The organism is Halorubrum distributum JCM 10118 (genome assembly GCF_000337335.1).
GTDB classification, from domain to species: domain Archaea; phylum Halobacteriota; class Halobacteria; order Halobacteriales; family Haloferacaceae; genus Halorubrum; species Halorubrum distributum.
This window is the reverse complement of the sequence record NZ_AOJN01000016.1, coordinates 41,139-66,239: the sequence shown is the minus strand read 5'-3', so window position 1 is coordinate 66,239 and position 25,101 is coordinate 41,139. Positions and strand designations below refer to the sequence as shown.

At 70.7% G+C, this 25,101-nt stretch carries 26 protein-coding genes and 1 pseudogene; 8 read left to right on the top strand and 19 right to left on the bottom strand.

The annotated features are described in order from the left end of the window. From C466_RS01960 to cheB, 8 genes are all read right to left on the bottom strand, one after another. Window positions 1-917: ribose 1,5-bisphosphate isomerase (locus C466_RS01960; protein ID WP_004599547.1), on the bottom strand; the 917-nt coding region annotated here is incomplete at its 3' end. Window positions 918-994: 77 nt separating this feature from the next. Continuing rightward, the gene (locus C466_RS01955) at window positions 995-1,705 is read right to left on the bottom strand and encodes a class II aldolase/adducin family protein (RefSeq protein ID WP_004597191.1); all 711 of its coding nucleotides are present in this window, start codon (window positions 1,703-1,705) and stop codon (window positions 995-997) included. Beyond that, entirely contained in the window at window positions 1,702-2,415 is a 714-nt protein-coding gene (locus C466_RS01950) for an HAD family hydrolase (protein ID WP_004597193.1), read from the bottom strand. Before C466_RS01950 ends, C466_RS01955 begins: the two co-directional genes overlap by 4 nt. Window positions 2,416-2,492: 77 nt before the next feature. Beyond that, complete coding sequence (locus C466_RS01945; RefSeq protein WP_004597195.1) at window positions 2,493-3,365, bottom strand: CheF family chemotaxis protein; 873 nt, start codon at window positions 3,363-3,365, stop codon at window positions 2,493-2,495. Further along, entirely contained in the window at window positions 3,366-4,580 is a 1,215-nt protein-coding gene (locus C466_RS01940) for a HEAT repeat domain-containing protein (protein ID WP_004597197.1), read from the bottom strand. Next, window positions 4,580-5,398: a CheR family methyltransferase gene (locus tag C466_RS01935; RefSeq protein ID WP_004597199.1), complete on the bottom strand. Its 819-nt coding sequence runs from the start codon at window positions 5,396-5,398 to the stop codon at window positions 4,580-4,582. Before C466_RS01935 ends, C466_RS01940 begins: the two co-directional genes overlap by 1 nt. Continuing rightward, window positions 5,395-7,680, bottom strand: a complete 2,286-nt coding sequence (locus C466_RS01930) for a chemotaxis protein CheA (RefSeq protein ID WP_004597200.1) — start codon at window positions 7,678-7,680, stop codon at window positions 5,395-5,397. Before C466_RS01930 ends, C466_RS01935 begins: the two co-directional genes overlap by 4 nt. Next, complete coding sequence (cheB, locus tag C466_RS01925; protein ID WP_049908371.1) at window positions 7,680-8,774, bottom strand: chemotaxis-specific protein-glutamate methyltransferase CheB; 1,095 nt, start codon at window positions 8,772-8,774, stop codon at window positions 7,680-7,682. The genes C466_RS01930 and cheB overlap by 1 nt, the downstream gene beginning before the upstream one ends. Window positions 8,775-8,876: 102 nt before the next feature. On the opposite strand from cheB, the gene C466_RS01920 reads away from it, so the two are divergent. From C466_RS01920 to C466_RS01905, 4 genes are all read left to right on the top strand, one after another. Then, the gene (locus C466_RS01920; protein WP_004597204.1) at window positions 8,877-9,350 is read left to right on the top strand and encodes a chemotaxis protein CheW; all 474 of its coding nucleotides are present in this window, start codon (window positions 8,877-8,879) and stop codon (window positions 9,348-9,350) included. 113 nt (window positions 9,351-9,463) lie between these two features. After that, the gene (locus C466_RS01915) at window positions 9,464-10,159 is read left to right on the top strand and encodes an RAD55 family ATPase (RefSeq protein ID WP_004597206.1); all 696 of its coding nucleotides are present in this window, start codon (window positions 9,464-9,466) and stop codon (window positions 10,157-10,159) included. Continuing rightward, window positions 10,159-10,551, top strand: a complete 393-nt coding sequence (locus C466_RS01910) for a hypothetical protein (RefSeq protein WP_004597208.1) — start codon at window positions 10,159-10,161, stop codon at window positions 10,549-10,551. Before C466_RS01915 ends, C466_RS01910 begins: the two co-directional genes overlap by 1 nt. 43 nt (window positions 10,552-10,594) lie before the next feature. Then, window positions 10,595-11,203, top strand: a complete 609-nt coding sequence (locus C466_RS01905) for a DUF7504 family protein (protein ID WP_004597210.1) — start codon at window positions 10,595-10,597, stop codon at window positions 11,201-11,203. Window positions 11,204-11,237: 34 nt separating this feature from the next. Here the strand turns inward: C466_RS01905 and C466_RS01900 are convergent, their stop codons facing one another. Next, window positions 11,238-11,828: a DUF6517 family protein gene (locus tag C466_RS01900; protein WP_004597212.1), complete on the bottom strand. Its 591-nt coding sequence runs from the start codon at window positions 11,826-11,828 to the stop codon at window positions 11,238-11,240. A 129-nt stretch (window positions 11,829-11,957) separates the two neighbouring features. Here C466_RS01900 and glmM point away from each other — a divergent pair, with 129 nt between their 5' ends. Together glmM and C466_RS01890 are read left to right on the top strand one after the other, a co-directional pair. Next, the gene (glmM, locus tag C466_RS01895) at window positions 11,958-13,322 is read left to right on the top strand and encodes a phosphoglucosamine mutase (protein WP_004597214.1); all 1,365 of its coding nucleotides are present in this window, start codon (window positions 11,958-11,960) and stop codon (window positions 13,320-13,322) included. A gap of 148 nt (window positions 13,323-13,470) precedes the next feature. Next, window positions 13,471-14,064, top strand: coding sequence for a type IV pilin (locus C466_RS01890; protein ID WP_004597216.1), 594 nt, complete (start codon window positions 13,471-13,473; stop codon window positions 14,062-14,064). 88 nt (window positions 14,065-14,152) lie between these two features. Here C466_RS01890 and C466_RS01885 read toward each other — a convergent pair whose 3' ends face one another. The 7 genes and pseudogenes from C466_RS01885 to C466_RS16865 all read right to left on the bottom strand — a co-directional run bounded on the left by C466_RS01885 (window position 14,153) and on the right by C466_RS16865 (window position 18,964). Beyond that, on the bottom strand, window positions 14,153-14,878 hold the full coding sequence (locus C466_RS01885) for an Sjogren's syndrome/scleroderma autoantigen 1 family protein (protein ID WP_004597218.1): 726 nt from the start codon (window positions 14,876-14,878) through the stop codon (window positions 14,153-14,155). A 110-nt stretch (window positions 14,879-14,988) separates the two neighbouring features. Further along, window positions 14,989-15,414: a Fe-S cluster assembly sulfur transfer protein SufU gene (gene sufU, locus C466_RS01880; RefSeq protein ID WP_004597220.1), complete on the bottom strand. Its 426-nt coding sequence runs from the start codon at window positions 15,412-15,414 to the stop codon at window positions 14,989-14,991. A 265-nt stretch (window positions 15,415-15,679) separates the two neighbouring features. Then, complete coding sequence (locus tag C466_RS01875) at window positions 15,680-16,066, bottom strand: thioredoxin family protein (RefSeq protein ID WP_004597221.1); 387 nt, start codon at window positions 16,064-16,066, stop codon at window positions 15,680-15,682. Between the two features lie 102 nt (window positions 16,067-16,168). After that, window positions 16,169-16,384, bottom strand: a complete 216-nt coding sequence (locus C466_RS01870; RefSeq protein ID WP_004597222.1) for a hypothetical protein — start codon at window positions 16,382-16,384, stop codon at window positions 16,169-16,171. Then, window positions 16,381-18,174, bottom strand: a complete 1,794-nt coding sequence (locus tag C466_RS01865) for a b(o/a)3-type cytochrome-c oxidase subunit 1 (protein ID WP_004597223.1) — start codon at window positions 18,172-18,174, stop codon at window positions 16,381-16,383. Before C466_RS01865 ends, C466_RS01870 begins: the two co-directional genes overlap by 4 nt. Beyond that, window positions 18,171-18,675: pseudogene (locus C466_RS01860) on the bottom strand (cytochrome c oxidase subunit II). Before C466_RS01860 ends, C466_RS01865 begins: the two are co-directional and overlap by 4 nt. 112 nt (window positions 18,676-18,787) lie before the next feature. Next, entirely contained in the window at window positions 18,788-18,964 is a 177-nt protein-coding gene (locus C466_RS16865) for a hypothetical protein (protein ID WP_004597225.1), read from the bottom strand. Window positions 18,965-19,061: 97 nt separating this feature from the next. Between C466_RS16865 and C466_RS01855 the strand changes: the two genes are divergently transcribed. Both C466_RS01855 and C466_RS01850 read left to right on the top strand, forming a co-directional pair. After that, on the top strand, window positions 19,062-19,262 hold the full coding sequence (locus tag C466_RS01855) for a hypothetical protein (RefSeq protein ID WP_004597226.1): 201 nt from the start codon (window positions 19,062-19,064) through the stop codon (window positions 19,260-19,262). 69 nt (window positions 19,263-19,331) lie between these two features. Beyond that, window positions 19,332-21,764, top strand: coding sequence for a heavy metal translocating P-type ATPase (locus C466_RS01850; protein WP_004597227.1), 2,433 nt, complete (start codon window positions 19,332-19,334; stop codon window positions 21,762-21,764). A gap of 424 nt (window positions 21,765-22,188) precedes the next feature. On the opposite strand, the gene C466_RS01845 is transcribed toward C466_RS01850, so the two are convergent. The 3 genes from C466_RS01845 to C466_RS01835 all read right to left on the bottom strand — a co-directional run bounded on the left by C466_RS01845 (window position 22,189) and on the right by C466_RS01835 (window position 25,065). Then, entirely contained in the window at window positions 22,189-22,431 is a 243-nt protein-coding gene (locus C466_RS01845) for a SelT/SelW/SelH family protein (protein WP_004597228.1), read from the bottom strand. Between the two features lie 58 nt (window positions 22,432-22,489). Further along, window positions 22,490-23,572, bottom strand: a complete 1,083-nt coding sequence (locus tag C466_RS01840) for a sensor histidine kinase (protein ID WP_004597229.1) — start codon at window positions 23,570-23,572, stop codon at window positions 22,490-22,492. Window positions 23,573-23,661: 89 nt separating this feature from the next. Continuing rightward, window positions 23,662-25,065 carry a heme o synthase gene (locus C466_RS01835; RefSeq protein ID WP_004597230.1) on the bottom strand — a complete coding sequence of 468 codons (1,404 nt, stop codon included), beginning with the start codon at window positions 25,063-25,065 and terminating at the stop codon, window positions 23,662-23,664. Between the last annotated feature and the right edge of the window lie 36 nt (window positions 25,066-25,101).

Genomic DNA, 25,101 nt, shown 5'->3' with positions numbered 1-25,101 from the left:
CCATCAGAGATGTGTATAAGAGACAGCCCCTGCTCGGTGACGATCGCGTCCATGTACCGCGGCGGCGTCACGTCGAACGCGGGGTTCTCGACGTCGATCTCGCCGATCGCCTCGCGAGCTTCGGGGTCGATCACCTCGGCCTCGTCGCGCATCTCGATCTCGACGGTGTGGCCCGTCAGCGTCTCCGGGTGCAGCTTGATCGTCTGCGCGGCGGTCATGATCGGGACGCCGCGCTCGCGGGCGTTGACCGCGAGCCCCGAGGTGCCGATCTTGTTGATCACGCCGCCGTCCGCGGCGATCGAGTCGGCGCCGACGACGACGTGATCGACCTCGTCGAGGTAGCGCCGCGCCGCGGAGTCGACGATGAGCGTGACGGGGACCCCGGCGTCGCGGAGCTGCTCGGCGGTGATGTGGCCCTGCTGGCGCGGGCGCGTCTCCTTGACGACCGCCGAGATCGACTTCCCCTGCTCGACGGCCGCCTCGATACACGCCAGGGCGTCGGTGGAGTGGCAGTGTGTCATCACCGTGTCGCCGTCCGCGAGCCGGTTGGCGCCGACCTGCCCGAGGTCCTCCTGCGCGCGGTCGAGCTGGCGGACGAACGCCTCGCTCGCGTCGACGACGCTCCGGCGGAGCCGGTCGACCGAGTCGCCCTCCATCCGCTGGAGGACGTACCGGAGGGCGTTCGGCAGCGACACCGCGGTCGGGCGCGTCTCGCGGAGGGTCCGCGCCGCGGCGCGCAGCGACGCGCGGAACGCCTCGGGGTCGCTCGCGGTCGCGTCCGCCTCGGCCGCGGCCTCGGCCTGCTCGGCGAGCGCCTCGGCGGCCGCGGAGGCGATGGTCGCCGCGCCGCGGATCTCCATCGTCGCGATCGACTCGGCGGTCTCGCTGACCGCCGGCGACGGCTCCGTGTCTGTCATACCGATCCGGTAGCCGCCCGTGTATTTATAAAACCGGCCAACTGGCGGAGCCGCCGGCTCCGCTCGGCGATTCCTCCCTACTCCGCGTCCGGCTGTTGCCCATAGCTCTCGAACCGCTCCTCCACCGTCGCCATCTGGTCGTCGGTGAGGACGCGCGGCTCGCCCACGGCGGACGCGCGCAGGTAGAGCCGGCAGATGTCCTCGACGTGGCGGGTGTTCTCGACCGCCGTCTCGACGTCCGGCCCGGTCACGACGAGCCCGTGGTTCGCTAAGATTGCGGCGTCGGAGTCGGCCTCGGCCATCGCGGCGACGACGTTCGCGGCCAGCTCCTCGGTGCCGTACGGCGCGTAGTCGGCGAGCGGCACTTCCCGGCCCACGGCGGCGATCATGTAGTGGATCGGGGGGAGCTTCCGACCGAGCGTCGCCATCGTCGTCGCCCACGGCGAGTGGGTGTGGACGATCGCGCCCGGACGGTCGTGCTGATAAATGCCCGTGTGCATCGGGACCTCGCTCGACGGCGCCATCCGCCCGGCCAGCCGCTCGCCCTCCAGCGACACGACGGGCACGTCCGCCGCGTCGAAGGAGTCGTAGGGGACGCCGGTGGGCGTGACGGCGACCCGGTCCCCGTCGCGGACGCTCAGGTTCCCGGTCCGGCCGGGCGTCAGGGCCGCGAGCGCGGGGGCGTACTCGACGACCGCCTCGCGCGCCTCGCGCAGGAGGTCGCGGTTCGCGTCCGGGGCAGAGTTCGCGTCCGGCTCGGAGCCCCCCGCGGAGCCGTCGCGGGTCACGCCGCCACCTCCGTCAGGTCGGCGAGCGCGTCGAGCCGGTAGTCCGGGCGCTGTTGCGCGGAAAGGTCCGCGTCGGCGGGCGCGTCGCCGTCGGCGACGAACAGCGCCGAGTCGAGCCCGAGGGCGTTCGCGCCGGCCAGGTCCGTCTCGACGTTGTCGCCGACCGCCAGCGCCTCGCTCGGCCGGCGGTCGAGCTCGGCGAGCGCGGCCGCGAAGGGGAGCGCGCTCGGCTTCTCGCGGCCCACCTCCTCGGAGGTGACGAGCAGGTCGATCCGGTCGTCGATCCCGAGGCGCACGAGCTTCCGGAGCTGGACCCGCGTCGTGAGGTTCGTCACGACCGCGACGTCGGCCCCCGCGGCGTCGAGAGCGTCGAGGACCGCCTCGACGCCGTCGCAGAGCGACATCGCCGAGAGGTAGCCGTTCCAGTAGGCGTCGCCGGCCGCCAGCGCGCTCGCGGGGTCGGGCTCGCCCGCATGCCGGTACAGCCCGCGCTTGAAGTAGACGTGACGGTTATGGGAGGCCGCCGTGGTCCGGGTCTCGCGTTTGGCCTCCCGACGCCCCGCAGCGTACAGCTCGTCGAACGCCTCGCGGTCCAGCTCGTACCCGTGCTGGCGGAGGGCGTCGAGCGCGGCCCGCTTGCCCGCCTCGTTACACGGGGCGTACGGGTACAGCGTGTTGTCGAGGTCGAAAAGCACTGCCTCGTAGCTCATGGGTCGACTCGGTCGGGGGCGGACTTAAGCGTGGTTCGACGCGGCGGGGTCGTCGACACCCGGCGGCGCGAGCGCCGTTACTGCTCGTTCATCGCCTCGCTGGCGATGTTGCGGCCGCGGGAGTTGAGCGCGACCTCGCGCCGGACCCGCACCTCCTCGACCACCTCAAGCTCGACCAGCCGCTCGAACGTCTCCTCGACATCGTCGACGTCCATCCCGAGGAACGAGGGGATCTCGAACGGCGAGACGCCGGAGTACAGCGCCATCAGCACCTCGCGGTCGCGGCTGGAGAGGTCGACGTTCGTCGACGACCGCTCCTCGCCCTTCCGGAGCCACGACTCGACGAACCGCATCCGGCTCGGGTCGCCAGCGACGTGCGTCTCGATGCTCGTCCCCTCGTCGTCGGTGTGTGACACCTCGATGACGGGCTTTTTCCCGCCGTTCACCGTGCGCTTCGCCGCGTCGAGCCCGCTGATGTCGTCGAGGTCGAACTTCACGAAGGCGCCGCGCTCCAAGGCGGCGTTGAGCCCGTTCTCGTCGATCTTCACGCGGGCCTGCTCCCACTCGGTGTCCGTGACGACGCCCCCCTCGATGGCGGGGTGTTTCACCATCACGGTCTTCTGGTCGAGCAGCGCGCGGTAGACGTCGCGCTCGAACGGCTCGTGGTCTTTGGCGGCGACGAGCAGCACCTGCTCGCCGAGGTCGAAGCTAACGTAGTTGGAGACGCGCGCGACCGACTGGTTCGCGTCGTGGCGCCCGCCGAGGCGCTCCAGCTTCGACAGCGGGACCGTCCGCTTCCCGTCGTTGCCGGCGAGGATGAGCCGCCGGTTCGAGAGCAGGACGCGTCCCGGCGTCCACGAGACGTCGCTCACCTTCCGGCCCTCGCGGACCGCGACCGCGAACTTCGCCTGCGTGTCGGTGATCTTGTACTCGCCTTCCTCTTGCGCCATTTACGGACCCCCCGCGCGGAGCTTCGAGACGGCCGAGAACACGCGCTTTCTGACGGCCTGACTGTCGTCGTCGGCGTACTCTTCGAGGCGGTTGAGCGTCTCCTGCCCGCCGATCTGCCCGAGGACGAACACCGCCTTCGCGCGGGCGTCCTCCGGGTGTTCGGGGCCAAGCTTGTCGAGCAGGCGGTCCTCGACGACCGGGCCGCCGAGGCTCTTGAGGCTCGTGGCCGCGAACTGCGCGGTCTGCGGGTCGTCGTCCGCGAGCGCGTCCGCGAGCGCCTCCACCGCGGTCGCCGCGTCCGGGTCGGCCACCCGACCGAGGATCCACGCCGCGTTCCGGCGCTGGCGGGACTGCTGGCCGTCGGTGAGGATCTCGACGAGCGGCTCGACGACGGTGGCGTCGTCGGCCGCCTTCAGCTCCGAGACCACCTGGTCGCGGACCGCGTGGCTCTGCTGGGTCGGCACGTTCGAGAGCAGCTCGATCACCGAGTACACCGCCGCGTTGCGGACGACGGCGCTCTCGTCGCCGAGCGCCCGCGCGAGCGGCTCGACCGGCTCCGGCGTGCTGGCCTTGCCGAGCGCGCCGGCCGCGATCCGCCGGATCGACTCGTCGCCGTCGTCGAGTAAGTCGAGCAGCGGCGACAGCGCCTGGTCCGTCCCGATCGTCCCCAGCGCGTTCGCGGCGGCGCGGCGCACCCGCGGCTCCTCGTCGTCGAGCCGCTCGCGGAGGCCGGGGACCGCCCGGGCGTCCGCGAAGGTCCCGCAGGCCTGCGCCGCGCGAAGCCGGACGCGGGGGTCCTCGTCGTCGAGCGCGCCGACCAGGGGTTGGAGGCCGCTCGCGTCGTCGAGGCGCCCGAGCGCGTTCGCCGCCGCCATCCGGAGCTCCGGGCGGTCGGCCTCCAGCGCGCGGGCGAACTTCCGCGCGGTGACCCACTCGGCCTCCGAGTCGCCGCCGCCGCCCGTGAGCTCCTCGAGGAGCTGTTCGAGCGCCGCCTCGCCGATCTCGTCGAGCGCGTCGACGGCCGCGCCGCGGACCTCGGGGTCGTCGTCCGTCGTCGCCGCGCGGAGCAGCCCGTCGATCGTCGGCTGGTCGCCCTCCTCGCCGATCTCGCCGAGGAACTCCGCGGCGCGCCGCCGGACGGCCGCGCTGTCGCTGCCGAGCGCGTCCCGGAGGCGCTCCGCGTTCCCGTCCCGAGCGTGCTGATACAGCGACATCAGCGCCTCCCGAACACCCGCCGTCGCTTGTCGATCGGTTCGTAACGGTCGCTGCGGTCCGGCGGGACGCTCTCGGTCATCCCCAACACGAGGACGCCGTCGTCGGCCAGCGACGCCTCCAAGGTGTCGAAGAGGGCGGCCTTGTGGTCGACGTCGATGTAGATCAGCAGGTTCCGGCACAACACCACGTCGAAGGGGTCGCGGGCGCCGTCGCGGATCAGGTCGTGGGTCTCGAAGGTCACGAGCCGACGGGGGGCCTCGCGGACGCGGAACGTGTCCCCGTCGCGCTCGACGTAGCGGTCCGGGTTCGAGAGGGGCTCGAGCTCCTCCGCGATGTCGGTCGTCCGCGTCGTGTGGTAGACGCCGTCGCGGGCGTTGTCGAGCGCCTCCTCGCTGATGTCGGAGCCGAGCACCTCCACGCGCGACTCGTCGATCTCGGGGTCGTCACAGGCCAGCATCGCGACGGAGTACGGCTCGCGGCCGTCCGCCGACGGCGCGGACCAGACGCGGACGCGCCGCTGCTCAGCGGTCCGCTCGCGTAACACGTCCCGGAGGACGTCCCACATCTCCGGGTTGCGGAAGAACTCCGTCACGTTGATCGTGAGCGCGTCCATCAGCGCCTGCCGCTCGTCGGCGTCCTCGCGGAGGATGCGCTCGTACTCGGCGTGCGACTCCGTGTCGCGCCGGCGCATCCGCGCCGTGATCCGGCGGTCGAGGTACGACTCGTTGTAGTACCCCGGCTCGAACGGAACCGTGTCGTCGATCTGCCGGAGGACGCCCTCGAACGCCGTCTCGCCGTCGTCCGCCGATCCGCTCATAGGCTCACCACGTCGAGCACGGCAACGACGTCCCCGTCGCCGAGGACGGCCGTGCCGCTGAGTCCGGGCGTCCCCGAGAGCGGGCCGTCGAGCGGTTTCACCACCACTTCCTCCTGGTCCAGCACCGCGTCGCAGTGGAGCGCGACCTGCCGCGTCTCCTCGCGGATCCGGACGAGCATGCCGTCGCCGGTCGAGTCCCCGTCGGACTCGTCGGCGGCGTCGCTCGTCGGGTCCGCCGGGACGAACCCGTCGTCACCCGGCTCGTCGACCGCGACCCCGCCGTCGGCGGCGGGAGTGTCGGCGGCGGCCGCCTCGGCAGCGGACGCCTCGGCCGCGGACGAGTCGATCTCGCCGAGGCGCTCGTTCAGCCGGATGACCGGGTAGAGGTCGTCCTCGTGTCTGACGACCTCGTCGCCGTGGACCTCCTCCACGTCGTCGGCGCGGGCGACCTCCGCGATCGACTTGATCGGGATCCCGTACTCCGTGCCGCCCACGTCGACGAACATCACCTTCACGATGGCGACGGTGACGGGGAGCCGGAAGCGGACCGTGGTCCCCTCGCCGGGCTCGCTCTCGACGGAGACGGAGCCGTCGAGGTCGCGCGCGGTCGTCCGAACCACGTCCATCCCGACGCCGCGGCCGGAGACGTCCGTGACCTCCTCGGCGGTGGAGAAGCCGGGGTGGAAGACGAGGTCGTACACCTCGTCGTCCTCCATCGCGTCGACCGCCTCGCGGCTCTTGACGCCCTCGTCGACCGCCTTCTCGCGGAGCTGGTCGGGGTCGAGCCCGCCGCCGTCGTCCGCGACCTCGATGATCACGTGATCACGCTCGCGCTCCGCCGTGAGCTCCACGCGCCCGGTCGGGTCCTTCCCGGCCGCCTCGCGCTCCTCGGGCGACTCGATCCCGTGGTCGACCGCGTTCCGCAGGACGTGCACGAGCGGGTCGCGCATCTCCGTGAGAATCGTCCGGTCGAGCTCGACGTCGTCGCCCTCGATCTCGAAGTCGATCCGCTTGTCGAGGTCCCGCGAGATGTCGCGGACGAGCCGCGGGAACGAGTCGGACACCTGCGAGAACGGGATGAGCCGCATGTCCATCGCCGTGTCCTGTAGGCTGGAGGCGAGCTTGTCGAGCTCGTCGAGCGTGTCCGACTCGGCGTCCGCGGCCTCCAGCTCCCGCCGGAGCTTGATCCGGCTCGTCACCAGCTGCTCGACGAGCCCGTACAGCTCGTCGACCTGGTCGACGTCGACGCGGATCGACTTGATCTCGTCGCCGGACTTGGAGTCCGACTTCGAACCGGAATCGTCGCCGCTCTCCTCGGCAGACGCCTCCGCGACGTCCGAACCGGCGTCGGCCTGGTCGTCATCGGTATCGGCGTCATCGGGCTCTGGGTCGGCCGAATCTGCGCCCGAATCGCTCGGTTCGGCGTCCGCCTCGCTCGGTTTGGCGTCCGACTCGCCGTCCGCTGCGCCGTCGCCGGCGGCGACCGCCGTGACCGCCTCGACCTGCGTGAGCGCCCGGAGCCCCTCGGCGACGACCTCGGGGTCGGCGCCGCCGACGAAGGCGTCGAACCCCTCGTCGTACTCGCCGTCCTCCAGCGCCTTCGGGGCCGGGTCGGTCGCGTGCCCGTCGAACTGCTCGTCGAGCGCCTGGAGGACGAGCGCCGCGTCGACGCCCGGCATCTGGGCGTCCCCGATCGTCACGTCCGCGTACGCGACCGGATCGGGCAGGTCGGCCGCGGCCGCCGGCGGCTCCGGCACCGAGAGGTCCGGTGCGTCCGTCTCCGCGTCGCCTCTTGCGTCGCCTCCGGCCTCCCCGCCGTCGTCAGCGCTTTCGCCGGCGTCTGCCTCGCCGTCGGCGTCGACCGCGGCATCGCCTCCGTCGTCTTCCCCGTCTTCGCCGCCGACGGTGCCGTGCTCCTCCATCTCGCGCAGTCGCGATTCGAGGTCGGAGGGGTCGGTCGACACCTCGCCGGCGTCGGCGATCTCCTCGACCATCGCCTCGACCGTGTCGACCCCCTCGAAGAGGAGGTCCATCAGCTCGGGGTTCACCTCCCGGTCGCCCTGTCGGACCGCGTCCAACAGGTCCTCCAGCGCGTGCCCGAAGTCGGAGACGTCCTCGTACCCCATCGCCGCGGCGTTCCCCTTCAGGGTGTGGGCGACGCGGAACACGTCGTCCATCGCCTCGGCGTCCTCGGGGTCGGCCTCGAGGGCGAGCAGGGCGTTGTTGAGGTCGGTGATCCCGTCTTCCGCCTCGGCGACGAACGCGGCGCGGTGGGAGTCCATCAGGCCTCACCCCCCACGATCGCGCCGGCGACGTCGTCGAGGTCGTACACCGCGTCGACCCCGCCCGTCTCGACCGCGCGCTTGGGCATCCCGTAGATGACGCAGGTGTCCTCGCTCTGCGCCAGCGTGCGCGCCCCGGCGTCGGCCATCGCGCGGATCCCCTCCGCGGCGTCGGACCCCATCCCGGTCAGCACGACGCCGACGAGCGGGTCGTCGATCACCTCGGCCGCGGAGCGCATCGTCACGTCGGCCGCGGGAGTCACCGAGTGCGAGTCGTCGTCCGCGTCGAGCTTGACGCGGAGCCGCCCGGAGCGGTAGCTGTCGATCAGCGTGTGGCTCCCGCCGCGGGCGACGATCGCCTCCCCCGCGCCGATCCGCGCGCCGTCGCTGGCCTCCCGCACGTCGTACGCGGAGGCGGCGTCGAGCCGGTCCGCGAACCGCGAGGTGAACGCCTCCGGCATGTGCTGGACGACCACCACGCGGCAGTCCGCCATCGGCAGCGCCGACAGCACGCGCTCGACCGCGTTCGGTCCGCCGGTCGAGGCCGCGATCACAACGGTCAGCGGCCCGTCGACGTCGGCCGCGTCCGCCTCGGCGCCGGCGCCCGGCGAGCGCGACGCCGCGGAACTCGGGTCGTCGCGCTCGCGGGTCGCGGCGTCGAGGTCGGCGTCCGCGACCGAGCGCACCGCCTCAACGAGCCGGTCGGACTCGCGCGAGACGCCCGTCGACACCTCGCCGCCGGGCTTCGAGAAGAAGTCGACCGCCCCGCGGTCCAGCGCCTCGAAGGTGACCTCCGCGCCCTCGTCCGTGTGCGCCGACAGCATCAACACCGGCGTCGGCGTCTCCTCCATCAGCCGCTCGACGGCTTCGAGCCCGCCCATTCCGGGCATCTCAACGTCCATCGTCACGACGTCGGGGCGCGTCTCGGCGACCACCGAGAGCGCCTCCTCCCCGTCCCCCGCCTCGCCGACGACCGCGACCCCGGCTTCGCTCAAGAGGTCACTTATCAAGCCCCGCATGAACGGGGAGTCGTCGACGACCACCACCCGCGGCGACCCGTCCCGACCGCCGCGCCGATCCGTCGTCCTGCTCATGTTTCAGGGCGGGCGCAGAATCAGCATAAATCCACGGACCCAGTAATCACCCCTGATAATTCAGGGGACACGATTATTTGTCGGTTCGCCACACCTACGGGCATGGCAGCAACAGAGGCGGAGGCCGAACCGACCAAGGTGCTGGAGTTCGGACTGGGCGACGGGACGTACTGTCTGGACATCGGCGTCATCGACGAGATCGTCGACGCGGGCGAACTCACGCGGATCCCCAACTCGCCGGACCACGTCGAGGGCGTGATGGACCTCCGCGGCCGGACGACGACGATCGTCGACCCGAAGACGCTGTTCGACATCGACGAGGACGGCCCGCGCGAGCGGATCGTCGTCTTCGACGACGCCGAGATCGACGAGGGCGGAACGGTCGGCTGGATGGTCGACGAGGTGTTCCAGGTCCGCGACGTCTCGCCCGAGGACGTCGACCAGAGCACCACCGTCGAGGACGAGGGCGTCCGCGGCATCGTCAAGTCCGACGACCGGTTCGTCGTCTGGGTCTCGCCCGACGTCGACGACGCGCTCGCGGCCGAACTCGACGACGTCGAGGCCGCGGAAGCGTAGCCGAGTAGAGGGGTCGGTCCCGAATCGGCGCGGGACACGCTGGGGCTGCGTCGGTTCTCACAGGTGAGAACCGGGCGCCAACGCTTATCAGCCACCCGAGATGTCTCCTTCGTATGCGCGTCTCAAGCGGCGTCCCGGGGTTCGACGACCTCGTCGACGGCGGGTTCCCCGAGGACCGCCTCTACGTTGTCAGCGGTCCGCCCGGGAGCGGCAAAACGACCTTCTGTTCGCAGTTCGCGGCCCAGGGCGCCCGGAACGGCGAGGACGTCCTCTACATCAGCATGCACGAGACCAAGGAGGGGATCCGCGAGGACATGAGCGGCTACGAGTTCGGGTTCGACCGCGCGCTCGACTCCGACCGCGTCACCTTCCTCGACTCCTTCTCGTCGGACGGGCGGCGCTTCTTCGGCCTCCCCGGCGACCGCCGCGACCGGTCCGGCGTCACCAACCGCCTCACCGGGTTCATCAACTCCCGCGACATCGACCGCGTCGTCTTCGACTCGACGATGCTGTTGCGGTTCCTCCTCGACGACGACGAGGACACGATGATCCAGCTGCTCTCCTCGCTGAAGCGGACCGACGCGACGACGCTCCTGATCTCCGAGATGACCGACCCGAGCGCGTACTCCGAGGAGCACTACCTCGCGCACGGCGTCGTCTTCATGCACAACTACCTCGAGGACGAGGGGATGCAGCGCGGGGTCCAGGTGCTGAAGATGCGGGGGACGAACGTCGACACCGACATCCAAGACGTGGAGTTCACCGACGGCGGGCTCCGCGTCGGCTCGGCCGCGACGGTGACGCACTGATGTACGACCGCACGTTCGGTACGGAGTGGGACGACCTGTCACGGGAAGAGGCCGTCGAGCGCGCCTTCGCGCTGGGCGTCGCGGCCGGCGTCGACAGCGCCCGCCCGGAGGAGCTCGACCGGGTGCTGGAGGCGTTCCCCGGGAGCTACGACCGGAGCATCGTGGAGTTGGCGTACGACGAGGGGCGGACGAAGGCGCTGGAGGCGAAGGCGAAGCGGGACGACTCCGACGACGAGGCCGTCTGGCGGTCGCTCGTCGACGGCGCCGGCGAGCCGCGCGAGTCCCCCGTCCCCGCCGCGCTCCCCGGTGCGATACGCGAGCTGACACTCACCGACGGCCCGCGGGAGGGGCCGCCGTCGTCGCTCGACCTCCCCTCCATGCTCCGAAAGTGATCCCTCGGAAGGGTTTTACCCGACACTCTCTCACGTTTTTACCATGACCGCGCTTCCCGACGCTGTCCGCGGCGCCGACAGCGTCCTCATCAGCGGTCCTCCGATGAGCGGGAAGTACGACCTGTTCAACCGGCTGCTCGCGGCGTGGTCCGACGGCCCGGTCGTGATCTCGACGGGGCGGACCGCGGAGAAGGTCCGCGGCGACTACGAGGAGTTGACGGGCGGCGACGGCGACGACGTGATCGTCATCGACTGCGTCACCCACGAGCAGGGCGACAAGCGCGAGGACACGCCGACGACGAAGTACGTCGCGAGCGCCGGCAACCTCACCGACATCGGGATCAAGTTCACCGACGTCGTCGAGTCATCCGCCGGCCGGGACCGCGCGGTCGGCGTCTACTCGCTCTCGCAGCTGTTGATGTACTGGGACCCCGAGCGCATCTACCGGTTCACCCGCGTGATGACCTCGCAGACCTCCGGCGAGGGGTGGCCGTTCGTCGGGGTCGTCGGCTCGACCGCCCACGACGAGCAGGTCGTCCACACCCTCCACGAGCCGTTCGAGACCGTCGTGGAGACGCGCGTCGACGACGACGACCGGGAGTTCCGGGTCCGCGGCCGCGTCGGGCAGCCCTCCGACTGGCAGTCGTTCTGAGTCGATTTCGGCGGCGACGCGGGAGCCGAACCCCTCACCCGACCAGTTCGAACTCCGCGCCGATCGGCGGCGCGTCGACGAGCCCCCAGTAGACGAACCGGTAGGTTCCCGGGCCGAGCGGCGGGCAGACCGCCAAATCGACGCCGTCGACGGCGTCGGCGATGCCCGACTCGGTCAGCGTGATATCCCAGGAGTACGCCGAGCTCGTGTCCAGCGACGACTCGCTCCGCGGGAGCTCGACCGCCTCGCCCGTCGTCGACCCGCGGACGTCGAGCCATCCCTCGCCCGTCTCGCGCTGGATCGAGTAGGCGGGCTCGCCGCGCGTGGACATCGGGGCGTCGCCGGTGTTGCGGAGGACGAGCCGGAGCGACTGGCCGTACGTCTCGGTCGTTCCCTCGGTGGAGAGCTCCACGGTCGTCTCCGCCGTCTCGACGAGGGTCTCGGTGACCGACGCCTCGAACGGCCGATCGAGGCGGACGAATCCCTCGTCCTCGCAGGTGAGCGTCGCCGGCGTCCCCTCGGGGCCCTGCGGCCCGTCGCCCGCGGCGAAGTCGAGGCAGCCCGCGGTCGCGAGGGACAGGGCGAGCGCGCCCCCGGCGAGCGCGTCGCGTCGCGTGTGGTCCATACGGGGCGAACGGGCGCCACCGGCATGAACCGCACGCGTCGTCGCGGGCTCGGTGTGAGGGTGTCCTTCGGCCGACACGTCGCCGAGTGGTTCGGAACCGCTTTCCCCTCGGCCGGCGGATGGCTTCCCATGGAGCTGTTCGGATCGAGCGGCATCCGCGGGGTCGCGCTGCGGTACCTCACGCCCGCGCTCGTCCTCGACATCGCGAAGGCGGCCGGGACGGTCTGGGACGCCGACCGGGTCGCCGTCGCGCGCGACACGCGAACGACCGGCGAGCTGTTCGCGAACGCGGCCGCGAGCGGGCTCGCCGCGGTCGGCTGCGACGTCGACCGGCTCGGCGTGGTCCCGACGCCGGCGGTCGGCAACTACTGCGAGTCGGCGGGGGTCCCAGCCGTCCTCGTCACCGCCTCGCACAACCCGCCGGAGTTCAACGGGATCAAGCTCGTCGGCGACGACGGCGTCGAGCTCTCCGTCGACGTGTTAGAGCGGATCGAGCGGCGCGTCCTCGACGACGAGTACGACCGGGCCGACTGGCGGGAAGCGGGCGCGACGACGCCGGTCGACGGGGTCGTCGACGACTACGCCGACCAGCTGGTCGACGCGGTCGACCGCGAGGCGATCGCCGACGCCGACCTCACGGTCGCGGTCGATCCCGGCCACGGCGCGGCTTCCGTGGCCTCCCCCCGGATCTACCGCGAACTCGGCTGCGAGGTGCTGACCGTCAACGCGACGCCGGACGGCCACTTCCCCGGCCGCGACTCGGAGCCGGTCCCGGAGAACCTCGCAGACCTCCGGCGGCTCGTCGCGACCTCCGAGGCCGACGTGGGGATCGCGCACGACGGCGACGCGGACCGGGCCGTCTTCGTCGACGAGGACGGCGAGTTCGTCGACGGCGACACCTCCTTCGCCGCAATGGCCGACGCCTGCCTCGACCCGGGCGACGCGGTCGTCAGCGCGGTCAACGTCTCCCAGCGGCTCGTCGACGTCTGCGCCGCCAACGACGCCGACCTCGAACTGACGCCCATCGGCGCGACGAACATCATCACCCGCACCCGCGACCTCCACGAGGAGGGGACCAACGTCCCCATCGCGGGCGAGGGCAACGGGGGCGTCTTCTTCCCGCCGTACCGGCTCTCGCGGGACGGCGCGTACATCGGCGCGCGGTTCCTCGAACTGCTCGCGGACGCGGACGGGGCGCCCGTCAGCGAGGTGGTCGCGCCGTACAGCGACTACCACTTCGTGCGGGCGAACGTGGAGTACGACGACGACGACGAGCGCGACGAGATGCTCTCGGCCGCGCGCGCCTACGTCGAGACGGCCGACGCGGAGCCGAACACGACCGACGGATACCGACTCGACTACGGCGACGCGTGGGTGCTGGTCCGCCCCTCCGGCACCGAGCCGAAGATCCGGATCTACGCAGAGTCCGCCGACGCCGAGCGCGCCGAGCGGCTCGCCCAAGATATGCGCGTCGCCGTCGAGAGCGGCCGGTAAAGCGATATCCGTACGTCGACGCGGACGCAACGGGAGTCGGTTCGGCGTGCGCGGTTGGGCCGCGACGACCGGCGCTCGCCCGCTCGAATGTCGTCGACGTGACCTGAAACGCAATTGTTATTTCCACCGTGGCGCGTACGTGTTGGCAATGGACGAGTGGGGCTCCGAACGCGCGGTCTCGCCGGTCGTCGGCGTGGTGCTGCTCGTCGCAATCACGGTCGTTCTCGCGGGGGTTATCGGGGTGTTCGCGCTCGGGGTCGTCGACGATCTCGGAGAGAAACCCACCTTCGCCGCCCTCGAACTGACCTTCGAGGAGGAGCCCGCGTCGGCGCCGCAGTACGACGAGTTCCGCTGGGACCTCGAACTCACCAACAACGGCGGTGAAACCGTGGACGCCGACGATATCGTGGTCTACCTCGACCACGGCGATCAGCGGGTCACCGGGACGCTCGATCGGTCGCTGAGGCCGGGCGAAACGGTCGGGTTGACGGTCGTTCACAACAACCAAGGCGGCGGCACGATTCCGGAGGGACTCGACTGTTCGGACGTCAACGTGGCGTGTCGGCTGGCCGGAGACACCGGTAACTATCCCGACGAGGACCGGATCCGGCTCCAGATGGTCCACGAACCGTCGGGGTCGATCCTCTACCGGGAACAGATCGGCACCTCCGGCGAGTACGGCATCTTCAACGGAGACCCGAGCGACATCGACATAACGGACGAAACGCTGACCTTCGCGTGACGCGTGCCGACGGACTCGGCGCCGGGTCGGTGAGCGGGCGGCGGGCGCGGGGTTCGCGCCCCACATCCGACAGAGGGGTGGCCGCGTCTCAGTCCAGCGCCGCGAGCGCCTCGGCCGCCTCGCGGGCGGCTTCGAGGTGGTCGCGGGCGCGCCGCGGGTCGTCGGTCTCCTCGGCCGCTCGGGCGAACCGCGTCAGCGTCCGCGTCAGCGACGCGCGGGCGGCGCCGACGCCCTCGGCGTCGTCGGCCGACCGCGACGGGAGCGACTGCTGCGGCTCGGACCGCCGCGGCGACGACCGCCGTGTCGACGCCGAATCCTGCGAGGGCGCCGGCTCCTGCGTCGGTGTCGATCTCCGCGGGGCCGCGCTCGACGGAGGCGACCGCGACCGGACCGGTCCGTTCGCGCCGGCGTCGACCGCGCCGCTCTCGGCCGCGGCGTCGACGCTCTCGGGGTTCGCGTCGGCCGACGTTCCGGCCTCGACCGCCGGAGCGTCGCCCGCGTCGGCCGAACTCTCGCCGCCCCCGGCCGGATCCCCGGTCGCCTCGGGCGAAGCTTCACCTGCCCCGCCCACTTCGGCCGGAGCCTCGCTCGCCTCGGTCGCGCCCCCGGCCTCGTTCCCGCAGGTGGGGCAGAACTCGCGGCCGTCGTACCGGAAGATGGGGTCGCCGCACTCCTCGCAGTGGCGGTTCGTCATCGTCGCGCCCTTCAGGAGGAGTTCGGACATCTGTTGGGTGTGCTCGCGCTTCTTCTCGTCCTCCGCGAACTTCTCGCGGAGCTTCTCTCGTTCCGCCTCCTCGTCGAAGCCGTCGCTCATGGGCGGACGAACGTGGTTCGCGGGCAAAAGTCCGGTGGGCTCGGGACGGGCGCGCCCGCGGCGCGAGCCGGCCGCGGCGCGGGAGCGCGGCCGCAACGAGAGCCGAGCGGCTACTCCTCGGTGACCGTGCGGTCCTCGTCCGGGTCGAGCTCGCCGCGGTGGATCTTCGCGCCGTCCTGCGCGACCTGTCGCCCCAGCACCGCGCACTTGACGCGCATCGGCGAGATGTCGACGCCGAGCATCTCGGTGACGTCGTCGGTGTCGAGCGCGTCGAGCTCCTCGACGGGCATCCCGTGGAGCCGCTCGGAGAGCATGCTCGCGGAGGCCATCGAGATGGCGCAGCCGTCGCCGGTGAACCGCACCGCCTCGACCGTCTCCCCGTCGTCGTCGAGGTCGACGTCCATCCGGATCGTGTCGCCACAGGAGGGGTTCTCGCCGACGTGCGTGAAGTCCGGATCCTCGAGCTCCCCGTAGTTGCGCGGGTTCTTGTAGTGGTCGAGGATCTGCTGTCGGTACATGTCCGAGCCCAGTCCCATACTGGCTCCGAATACGCCGCTCCCGCTCAAAAGGGTTCCGTCGAGCACGACCGTATATAAACGAGAACGGCACGCGAGTCGGCGCGTGCCTGCGAGCGCCCAGCGGGCGCGAGGAGCACGCGCGAGGGAGTCGCTGGCGGCGCCAGCCGCCAGCGACGAGGCTGGGGAGGCGTGAGGTGCGGGGCCGTGCGGGGCGGGGCTTCGGCGGTAGTCGTGTCGGTCTGCGACTTGCCAAAACGAGTTCAGGTCGACGTGTCGCCGTCGATCAGTTCGCGTGCTCGTCGACCCACGCCGTCAGGTCGTCGCCCGGGATGAACCCCTCGGCGCGGCGCGCAACGGGCTCGCCGTCGACGAAGAGGACGAACAGCGGGACGCTCCGCACGTCGAACCGCTCGACCAGCGGCGGGTCGTCGCGGGGGTTCACCATGCCGACCGCCAGATCAGTCTCGGCGCCGCGGGCCACGTTGCCGATCACCGGCTCCATGCTCGCGCAGATGCCGCAGCCGTCCGTGTAGAACTCCACGAGCGCGGCGTCGGCGTCGGCGACGAAGGCGTCGAGGGCGTCCTCGTCCGACAGCGAGACCGGCCGCCGCCCGCCGGACGATCCGCCGTCGGCCGTCTCGGCCTCGCTCGATACAGTATTGGAACTCATACGCATTATTGTCGCCGGAGGGTAATAACTGCTTCTGTCGGGTGTCGGCCGCGACGGAAGGCGAGAGACGAATAAAAGGTCCGCGTGTCGGTTATCGCGCCGCTACGCCGGCTCGTCGCCCTCGGGCTCGGTGCGCCACCCGCCCTTCAGTGTGACGAACCAGATCGAGAGGCCGGCGAGGACGAAGACGGCCGCCATGTACGGGATGATCGGCAGCTCGATCCCGACGAAGTCGAGGACGGTCCGCATCTCGTAGACGATCACGCCGAAGATGGCGAGCGTCACGAGTAGCCCGCCGCGGCTGATGTCGACGCTCATCCGACCACCTCGGCGAGCGAGGCCGACGCGTCGGCGATCCCTCCGAGCAGCGTCGCCGCCGCGTTCGCGAGCGCGTCGAGCAGCGGCGCGAGCCACACCGGGTAGGTGCCGACACCGGGACCGAGCAGGCCGCCGCGCTGAATGATCGCCGCCAGCGGGAGCGCGTACGCGAGGACGACGAGCGTCAGCGCGATACCGACCCACAGCCGGAGGTTATCGAGCACTTTCGGGGAGTCATCGGGCCCGGACAGCGCGGACGGAATCGGGTCCCCGAGCCCCGAGACCTTCGGGTTCCCCATCGTGAGCACGAGGTTCCCGATGAACAGGACGGTCGAGACGAACAGCAGGGTCCCGCCGATCGCGATCTGGATGTTGAGCTCCTCGAACCCGCCGAACATCGTCGGGTAGTCGAAGCCGGAGTACTCCGGCTCCGCGGTCCGTCGCGGGACGCCCAAGATCCCCTGCGCGTGCATCGCGTTCGACATCAGCGCCATGCCGATGAACCAGACGACGACCTGGACCAGGCCGATGGTGCGGCTGTAGATCGGCTTGTTGGTGATCTGCGGCCAGAGCCAGTAGGTGGCGGCCATGAACGTGAGCGCCACCGCGGTCCCCACGGTGAGGTGGAAGTGCCCCGGCACCCAGATCGTGTTGTGGATCATGTAGTTGATGTTCATGCCGGCGTTCACCATGCCGGAGAACCCGCCGGCGGCGAACATCAGCCCCGCGAGCATCATCCCCGTGAACGCCGGGTCGCGCCACGGGAGGTCGGTGAGCCAGCCGAGGAGGCCGCTCCCGCCGCGCTGGCGGGCGCCGTACTCCACGCTCGCGACGACGGTGAACGCGGTGAGCAGGCTCGGCAGCAGGAGGAACATCGTGTTCGTCATCGAGATGAACTTGAACCCCTCCGCGATCCCCGGGTCGAGGTACTGGTGGTGGATCCCGACCGGGGTCGAAAGCAGGAGGAACAGCACGAACACGACGCGAGCGAGCGGGTCGCTGAACAGCCGCCCGCCGGCGAGCTTCGGCAGGACCGTGTACCACAGCAGGTACGCCGGCATCAGCCAGAAGTAGACGACCGGGTGGCCGAAGAACCAGAACAGCGTCCGGGTCAGCGTCGGGTTCACCTGGTCGATCAGCCCGAGCGACCACGGCAGCAGGAAGATCAGCACCGAGGCGGCCACGGCGGACGACGCGATGTACCACATCGCCATCGTCGTCAACACCATGAACGTCTGGAGCGGGATCCGTTCGTCCGGGTTCTCGCGCTTCCACGCAAGCCACGTCCGGAAGTAGTCGGCACCCGCGATCCACGACCCGACGATGAACACCGCGAGCCCGGCGTAGAACATCGGGTGCGCCTGTAGCGGCGCGTAGAACGTGAACAACACGTCCGCGCTCATATCGATGGAGTCGACGAAACCGGCGAGAATCGACACGCCGGTCATCGTCATCCCGGCGGCCATCAGTCCGTACCACGTCCACGTGATCTTGGTGTTGAGCAGCGGCCGGTCGAGGCTCCGCACGACCGCCCACGTGAACAGGCCGACGAGGAAGAACGTCGTGAAGCTGAGCGCGAGGAACACCCCGTGTGCGGTGAGGGAGGTGTAGTAGTCGGTGGAGTCGATGAGCCCGCGGAACACGCCGGTCCGGTGGAGCGTCTGGATGATCCCGAATATCGCGCCGAGCGTGAGCGCGAGGAACGAACCGAGCAGCGCCGCCCGGACGATCCGCGCCTCCTCGGGGAACTTGTCTGCGAAGGTCTGCTCGGCCTCGATGGCCTCGCTCATTCGCCGTCACCTCCGCTGCTCTCGAACTCCGCTTGGCTCACGACGTTCACCTTCCCTTCCATCACGTGGTGGCCCGCGCCGCAGTACTCGTTACAGATGAGCCCGTATTCGGCCGGCTCGTCGGTCTCGACCGTGATCTCCGAGACCTCGCCGGGGACGACCATCGTGTTCGCGTTCGTGCCCGCGACCTCGAACCCGTGTATCACGTCCGCTGAGGTGACGTAGAACGTCACCGTGCTGTTCGCGGGCACGACGATCGGATCCGGCTGGAACCCGAACTGGCGAGCGACGACGTACGCCGCGTACTCGTCCTCGCCGACCTGCTCGACGCGGGGCTCCGAGAACCGCTCGTCCTCGTCTAACGCGCCGGCGTCGACCGTCGGTTCGGTGTCGCTCACCATCGCGACGCCGGGACCGACGGCGCCGTAGGTGACCGACCCGAGGAGGAACAAGATTAACAACNGCGCCGGCGTCGACCGTCGGTTCGGTGTCGCTCACCATCGCGACGCCGGGACCGACGGCGCCGTAGGTGACCGACCCGAGGAGGAACAAGATTAACAACACCGACGCCGCCAGCCAGATCTTCTCGTAGGCGTGAATGTGCATGTTGTGATCACCCCACAACGACGAGATCGCGGCCGAGGAACTCGATGTAGTAGATGTACACCCACGAAAGCACTAGGATGACGAAGTAGATCGCGATGAGCGTGAGGGTCCCGATCGGGTCGAACTCCTCCGTCTCACCGCTCACGTCGTCTGTCGGAGCGTGTGCGGTCTCGTTTTGGCCCATAGGCGGGGTTAACAGCAAAGAAGTATATAAGATCCACCCGTTCTCGAACCCTGAAAACACGGGTGTTATATATTTTCGGCGGGCGATAGGAGACGGTATGGACTTCTCGATCCAACAGGGCGTGCTCCTGGTCCTCGGCGGGTTCGTTCCCGCGGCAGTGTTCATCGCGGACCGAGCGGAGGTCTTCGTCGCGATCACGCTGGTGAACGTCCTGCTCATCTGGGCGAGCCTCCGGATCGCGACCGGCGGAAGCTTCCCGGGAGTCGGCGGTGACGCGGACGACCCCGAACACGCGTAGTCGACCCGAACAGGCCGTGAGACCACCGCACCCGGTCCGCGGACCGACAGGATAGAACCCGGACCACGTATGACAGGCTGTACACTCTGTGATCTCCCGGTCGGAGACGACCCGCACACTGCCCCAGACGTCGACGGCGAGTTCTGCTGTCGGGGCTGTCTGACCGTCGCGCGCTCGCTCGACGACGTCGAGGACCTCGACGAGCTCGACGCGCGGCGCCCGGACGCGACGCCGAGCGAGGAGTTCGACGGGGAGACGACGTTCCTCCACGTCGACGGGATGCACTGCGCCACCTGCGAGTCGTTCCTCGAGATGACGGCGGGCGAGCAGGAGGGCGTCGCGGCCGCCGAGGCGAGCTACGCCACCGACACGATCCGGGTCGACTACGACCCGGACGCGGTGGACGCGGACGAGCTCCCCGACCGGCTCTCGGTCGCGGGGTACTCGGCGAGCCGCCGCGCCGACCCGGACGCGGAGGACAACGACGCGGTCGTGCGGTTCCTCATCGGCGGCGGCTTCTTCGGGATGATGGCGATGCTGTGGTACGTCCTCTTCCTCTACCCGACCTACTTCGGCTACGAGCCGATCGTCGACCTCGGCGGCGTCTCCGGTACCTATCTCTTCGCGCAGATCTGGCTGTTCGCCTCCATCGTGCTGTTCTACACCGGCTACCCGATCCTCCGAGGGGCGTACGTGAGCCTCCGGGCGCGGCAGCCGAACATGGACCTGCTCGTGTCGCTCGCGGCGACGAGCTCGTACGCGTACAGTACGCTCGCGCTGCTCGTCGGGCGGACCGACCTCTACTTCGACGTGACCATCGCCGTCATCTTGGTCGTCACCGCCGGCAACCACTACGAGTCGATAATCAAGCGCCGGGCGACCGGCATGCTCGCCGACCTGACGACGACCGAGGACCGCACCGTGCGGACCAAAGCGGGCGAGACCCTCGCCGCGGACGAAGTCGCCCCCGGCGACCGGCTCCTCGTCCGCCCCGGCGAGCGCGTGCCGTTCGACGGGACCGTCGCGGAGGGGACCGCCGCGGTCGACGAGGCCTTGATCACCGGCGAGTCGCTGCCGGCGACGAAACGCGAGGGCGACCCGGTCCGCGGGGGCACCGTCGTCACCGACTCGCCCGTCGTGATCGAGGTCGGCGAGGACGCGGAGAACACGCTCGACACCCTCGTGCGACTGCTCTGGGAGATCCAGAGCTCGCGGTCCGGGATCCAGCGGCTCGTCGACCGACTGGCGACGGTGTTCGTCCCCCTCGTCGTGGCGGTCGCGGCCGTCGGCGCCGCGGCCACCCTCGCGCTCGGCTCGGCGCCGATCGACGCGGCGCTCGTCGGGCTGACGGTGCTGATCGTCTCCTGCCCGTGTGCGCTCGGGCTGGCGACGCCGCTCGCGGTCGCCGCCGGGATCCGCGACGCGGCGAAGCGCGGCATCGTCGTCGTCTCCGACGCCGTCTTCGAGGCGGCCGCCGACGTCGACACGGTCGTCTTCGACAAGACCGGGACGCTCACCGACGGCGAGATGCGGCTGCTCGACGGGACCGCCGAGGACGGGACCTCGGTCGACCGCGTCCGCGAACGGGCGGCGGCCGTCGAGCGCGCCTCGATCCACCCGGTCGCCGAGGCGATCGTCGCGGGCGTGCTGGGAGATGCCGGAGAGACGGCGGGCGAGCGACCGGCCACCGACGGCGGCGCCGCGGCCGCCGCGGACCCGGGCGACGGCCCGCCGGCCGAGGTCGACGCGCTCGACGCCCCCGCCGCGACCGACGTCGACGTCTTCGACCGCGGGGTCGCGGGGCGCGTCGGCGGCGACGAGGTCGTCGTCGGCCACCCCGACCTCTTCGACGAGCGGGGGTGGCCGGTCTCGGACCGGCTCCGCGAGGCGAGGGCGACCGCCCGCGACCGCGGGAACGTCCCCGTCTACGTCGGCTGGGACGGTCGCGTCCGCGGGGTCCTGACCGTCGGCGACGAGGTGCGCGACGGGTGGGAGGCGGTCGTCGCCGACCTCGACGCGGACGGCCGGCGCGTGGTCGTGCTCACGGGCGACGGGCCCGCGGCCGCGGCGCGGTTCGCGGACCACCCCGCGATCGACGAGGTGTTCGCCGAGGTGCCGCCGGAGGCGAAGGCCGAGACGGTCCGGCGACTCGGCGCGGACGGGGCGGTCGCGATGGTCGGCGACGGGAGCAACGACGCCCCCGCGCTCGCCGCGGCCGATCTCGGGATCTCGATCGCCTCCGGGACGGACCTCGCAGCGGACGCCGCCGACGCGGTCCTGCTCGACGACCGGCTCTCTGCGGTCCCGGAGCTGTTCGCCCTCACGCGTGGGACGAACCGGCGGCTGAAACAGAACCTCGGCTGGGCGTTCGTCTACAACGCGGTGGCGATTCCGATGGCGCTCTCGGGCGTCCTCAACCCCCTGCTTGCCGCGCTCGCGATGGCGTCGAGCAGCATCCTCGTGGTGACGAACTCCGCGCGGGCCGTTTATAAGGGCGACTGAGGCGCGGCGGCGCGGGCGATGCTATTTAAAAATGGGCGGTGGCGCGTGCCGACGAGCGGTCGCAGGCCGCGAGTCGCACGCACGAGGTCGCCGGCGCTACGCGCCGGCTGCCAGAGAATCTCCGATTCTCGCTGGAGTCAGTCGCCGGAGCGAAGCTCTCGCTTGCAGCCGGACGTAGTCCGCCGACGTGGCTGGGGAGGTGTGAGGTGCGGTTGCTGTGCGTTCCCGCGAGCGAAGCGAGCGGGAGCACGGAAGTCGCAGCCCGCACAGCGACCGAAGGGAGCGAGCAGGAACGTCTTCCGGCTGGGGCTTTGGCGGTGTTCACCGCCGATCCGCGACCACCCATTTATAAACGAACGGCTTGGCCGCTGGCGGCGCTCCTCATCGGTCCGTGCGACGCCTTTTATAAAAGAACGACCGCGTGTTACGCCGTCGCGCCGACGTACGGCTTGACCGCGCGGACGATCGCGTCGACGTCGTACTCGTCCTCCGCCTTGTCGAAGACGACCTCGTCGTCCGCGCGGACGACGAACACGCCCGCGTCGCCGGTCACCAGCGCGACCTCGTCGACGCTTTCGCCGAACTGCTTGAGGATCGCCTCGGAGACGTCTTGCGCGCGGTTCAACATGCCACAGGGGACGCAGTACTCGATTTCGACGCGTGTCATACAGACCTCCGTTCGCGCCGAACGAACTTAAATAGACCCGCGTACCGCTCGCCGACCCCTACGACCGCCGGTCGACGCCGCTGATCTCGAACCGCGTCCCGCCCTCCGCTCCGTCATCGATCCGGAGTTCCCACCCGTGTGCCTCGACGATCCGTTCCACGATCGCGAGGCCGAACCCGGTCCCGTCGGCCGACGAGGTGACCCCGGTCTCGCGAACCCGATCGATGTCCGCCGCCGGGATGCCGATGCCGTCGTCCTCGACGTAGAACCCGTCCTGCCCGCCGAGCGGGCCCACTCGAACGGCCACGTCGCTGCCGCCGTGTTCGATCGCGTTCCGAAAGAGGTTCTCGAAGACGTGCGACAGCCGGTCGCGGTCGGCCCGCACCGTCAGCGATCCGTCCACGCTGAGCGTCGCGTCCGCCGTGTCCACGCGCGACCAGCACTCGCGGACGCAGTCGTCGAGGGGGACGTCGTCGGCGTCGTCGACGGTCTTCCCCTCGCGGGCGAGCGTCAGCGTCTCCTCGATTATCTCGTCCATCCGGTCGAGGGCCGGCTCGACCGCCGCCAGGTGTTCGTCGTCCGTGTGCGCCTGCTTGGCGAGGTCGACCCGACCGCGGACGACGCTGAGGGGGTTCCGAAGGTCGTGGGAGACGACGCTCGCGAACTCCTCGAGGCGGTCCCGCTCGCGGCGGAGTTGGGCCCGTCGGACGCGACTCCGCTCCGCGGTGACCTCGCGTTCGATCGCTCTCGCCTCGAACAGGCCGATGAGCAGCCCGATACCGCCGCCGAAGCCGATCGCCCAGCGGATCCAGCCGAATACCTGAAACGCGGACTCGGTCGGGAGCGTCGCCATGAATCCGACGTTGACGAGGAGGTACCCCGACGCGCCCGCGACCCACCAGCGGTTGATCCGCTGGTACCGGGCGGTCGAGAGGTCGAAGCCCGGGATCCAGTAGACGACGTATCCGACGCCGAACACAACCAGTAGCGTGGAGAAGAATCCAACCCAGTACCCCCCGGGGACGGGCACGACCCCGACCAGGACGGCGACGGCTTCGACGACGAGGAACAGGAGCAGCACGACGCTGAGACCCCAGACGGGCCACAGCGAACGTGCGGCCGCACTCCTCGTGTCGTCCATTCGATTGTGTCGGCTCTCGCGGAGGTATATAAATCACGCACGATCGGCTATCAGATCCGATATCAGCGGCGGCCGGCGACGGACGTCGTTCAGACCACCAGCGCGTCGAAGACGACGGCGAACAGCAGCAGGCCGAGGTAGGCGTTCGAGGCGTGGAACGCGCGGAACGCCGCGCTCTCCGTCTGCTCGTAGTGGAGCCGGACGACCGTCCAGAGGAAGACGGCGCCGACGCCGACGCCGACGACGGCGTACAGCGCGCCGAGCGGATCCGCTGCCGCCGCGAGCGCGACCGCGGCGACCAGCGTCGCGCCGAGGTACCAGAGGATGTGCCGGCGCGTCGTCGTCTCGCCGCGCACGACGGGCATCATCGGGAAGCCGCCGCGCTCGTAGTCGTCCTTGTACGCCAGCGCGAGGTTGTAGAAGTGCGCGGGCGTCCACAGGAAGATGACGAGGGCGAGCAGCAGCCCGCCGCCGCCGACCTTGCCCGTGACCGCGGCCCAGCCGATGAGCGCCGGGAGCGCGCCGGCCGCGCCGCCGATGACGGTGTTCTGGACCGTGTTCGGCTTGAGGACGAGCGTGTACACGACGCTGTAAAATACGATCGCGACCAGCCCGAGCGCGGCCGTCAGCGGGTTCACCGTCCAGAACAGCGCGAGCGAGACGACGGTCAGCAGGCCGCCGAACGCCAGCGCGTGCGAGACGGGAACGAGGTCCGTCGCGAGCGGGCGGTCGCTGGTGCGTTGCATCCGCTTGTCCACGTCGCGTTCGAGGACGTGGTTGAACGTCCCGGAGGCGCCGATCGAGAGCGCACCGCCGGCGAGCGTCGCCGCCACGACGGGCGGCGTGAAACCGGAGCCGCCCGCCAGCGCCATCGCCGCGGCGGCGACGAGGCAGAGCAGCCACATCAGTCGCGGCTTCATCAGCCGGAAGTACGCGGCCGCGGTGGCCTTCAGCCGCGGGAGGGTCGCGGACGGAATCGACGGCTCCGGCGCCTCCTCGACCGGCGGGAGGTGGTCGGTTCCGGGCTCGAAGTCGTCGGGGGCGTCGTCGGGGTTCCCCGTCTCGGCCTCCAGCCACCACGCGAGCGCCGCGAGGACGGCGCCGAAGATGCCGATCCCGAGGAGGAGGTGGGCGGAGCCGAGCGCGGCCGGCAGGTCGCCGAGCGCGACGAGCGCGCCGACCCCGGCCTGGGCCGGATAGACGACGAGCGCGGCGAGGAGCGCAGCGCGGACCCGGCGGTCGGCGCCTTCCCGCCACGCGAGCGCGGCGGAGAGGGCGACGAGGAGGCCGACGACGACCGCGAGGGCGCGGTGGCCGAGGGCGATCCATCCCGCCGTCGCCGTCGGCAGGGCGGCGCCGCTCCCGCAGGCGGGCCAGCCGCCGCAGGCGGTCGCCGCCTCCGTGAGGGAGGTGGTCGCGCCGACGACGACGAGCAGGTACACGCCCATCGCGGCCGCGGCCAGCACCGCGGGGAACTTGTCGGGGACGTTCACTCACCTCGGCTTGGGAGTCAGTCCATTTAGACCCCG

Coding starts and splice junctions, on each gene's coding strand:
- C466_RS01950 (WP_004597193.1), bottom strand. CDS start 2,415: ATGAGCTACGAGGCAGTGCTTTTCGACCTCGACAACACGCTGTACCCG.
- C466_RS01945 (WP_004597195.1), bottom strand. CDS start 3,365: ATGGCGCAAGAGGAAGGCGAGTACAAGATCACCGACACGCAGGCGAAG.
- C466_RS01940 (WP_004597197.1), bottom strand. CDS start 4,580: ATGTCGCTGTATCAGCACGCTCGGGACGGGAACGCGGAGCGCCTCCGG.
- C466_RS01935 (WP_004597199.1), bottom strand. CDS start 5,398: ATGAGCGGATCGGCGGACGACGGCGAGACGGCGTTCGAGGGCGTCCTC.
- C466_RS01930 (WP_004597200.1), bottom strand. CDS start 7,680: ATGGACTCCCACCGCGCCGCGTTCGTCGCCGAGGCGGAAGACGGGATC.
- cheB (WP_049908371.1), bottom strand. CDS start 8,774: ATGAGCAGGACGACGGATCGGCGCGGCGGTCGGGACGGGTCGCCGCGG.
- C466_RS01920 (WP_004597204.1), top strand. CDS start 8,877: ATGGCAGCAACAGAGGCGGAGGCCGAACCGACCAAGGTGCTGGAGTTC.
- C466_RS01915 (WP_004597206.1), top strand. CDS start 9,464: ATGCGCGTCTCAAGCGGCGTCCCGGGGTTCGACGACCTCGTCGACGGC.
- C466_RS01910 (WP_004597208.1), top strand. CDS start 10,159: ATGTACGACCGCACGTTCGGTACGGAGTGGGACGACCTGTCACGGGAA.
- C466_RS01905 (WP_004597210.1), top strand. CDS start 10,595: ATGACCGCGCTTCCCGACGCTGTCCGCGGCGCCGACAGCGTCCTCATC.
- C466_RS01900 (WP_004597212.1), bottom strand. CDS start 11,828: ATGGACCACACGCGACGCGACGCGCTCGCCGGGGGCGCGCTCGCCCTG.
- glmM (WP_004597214.1), top strand. CDS start 11,958: ATGGAGCTGTTCGGATCGAGCGGCATCCGCGGGGTCGCGCTGCGGTAC.
- C466_RS01890 (WP_004597216.1), top strand. CDS start 13,471: ATGGACGAGTGGGGCTCCGAACGCGCGGTCTCGCCGGTCGTCGGCGTG.
- C466_RS01885 (WP_004597218.1), bottom strand. CDS start 14,878: ATGAGCGACGGCTTCGACGAGGAGGCGGAACGAGAGAAGCTCCGCGAG.
- sufU (WP_004597220.1), bottom strand. CDS start 15,414: ATGGGACTGGGCTCGGACATGTACCGACAGCAGATCCTCGACCACTAC.
- C466_RS01875 (WP_004597221.1), bottom strand. CDS start 16,066: ATGAGTTCCAATACTGTATCGAGCGAGGCCGAGACGGCCGACGGCGGA.
- C466_RS01870 (WP_004597222.1), bottom strand. CDS start 16,384: ATGAGCGTCGACATCAGCCGCGGCGGGCTACTCGTGACGCTCGCCATC.
- C466_RS01865 (WP_004597223.1), bottom strand. CDS start 18,174: ATGAGCGAGGCCATCGAGGCCGAGCAGACCTTCGCAGACAAGTTCCCC.
- C466_RS16865 (WP_004597225.1), bottom strand. CDS start 18,964: ATGGGCCAAAACGAGACCGCACACGCTCCGACAGACGACGTGAGCGGT.
- C466_RS01855 (WP_004597226.1), top strand. CDS start 19,062: ATGGACTTCTCGATCCAACAGGGCGTGCTCCTGGTCCTCGGCGGGTTC.
- C466_RS01850 (WP_004597227.1), top strand. CDS start 19,332: ATGACAGGCTGTACACTCTGTGATCTCCCGGTCGGAGACGACCCGCAC.
- C466_RS01845 (WP_004597228.1), bottom strand. CDS start 22,431: ATGACACGCGTCGAAATCGAGTACTGCGTCCCCTGTGGCATGTTGAAC.
- C466_RS01840 (WP_004597229.1), bottom strand. CDS start 23,572: ATGGACGACACGAGGAGTGCGGCCGCACGTTCGCTGTGGCCCGTCTGG.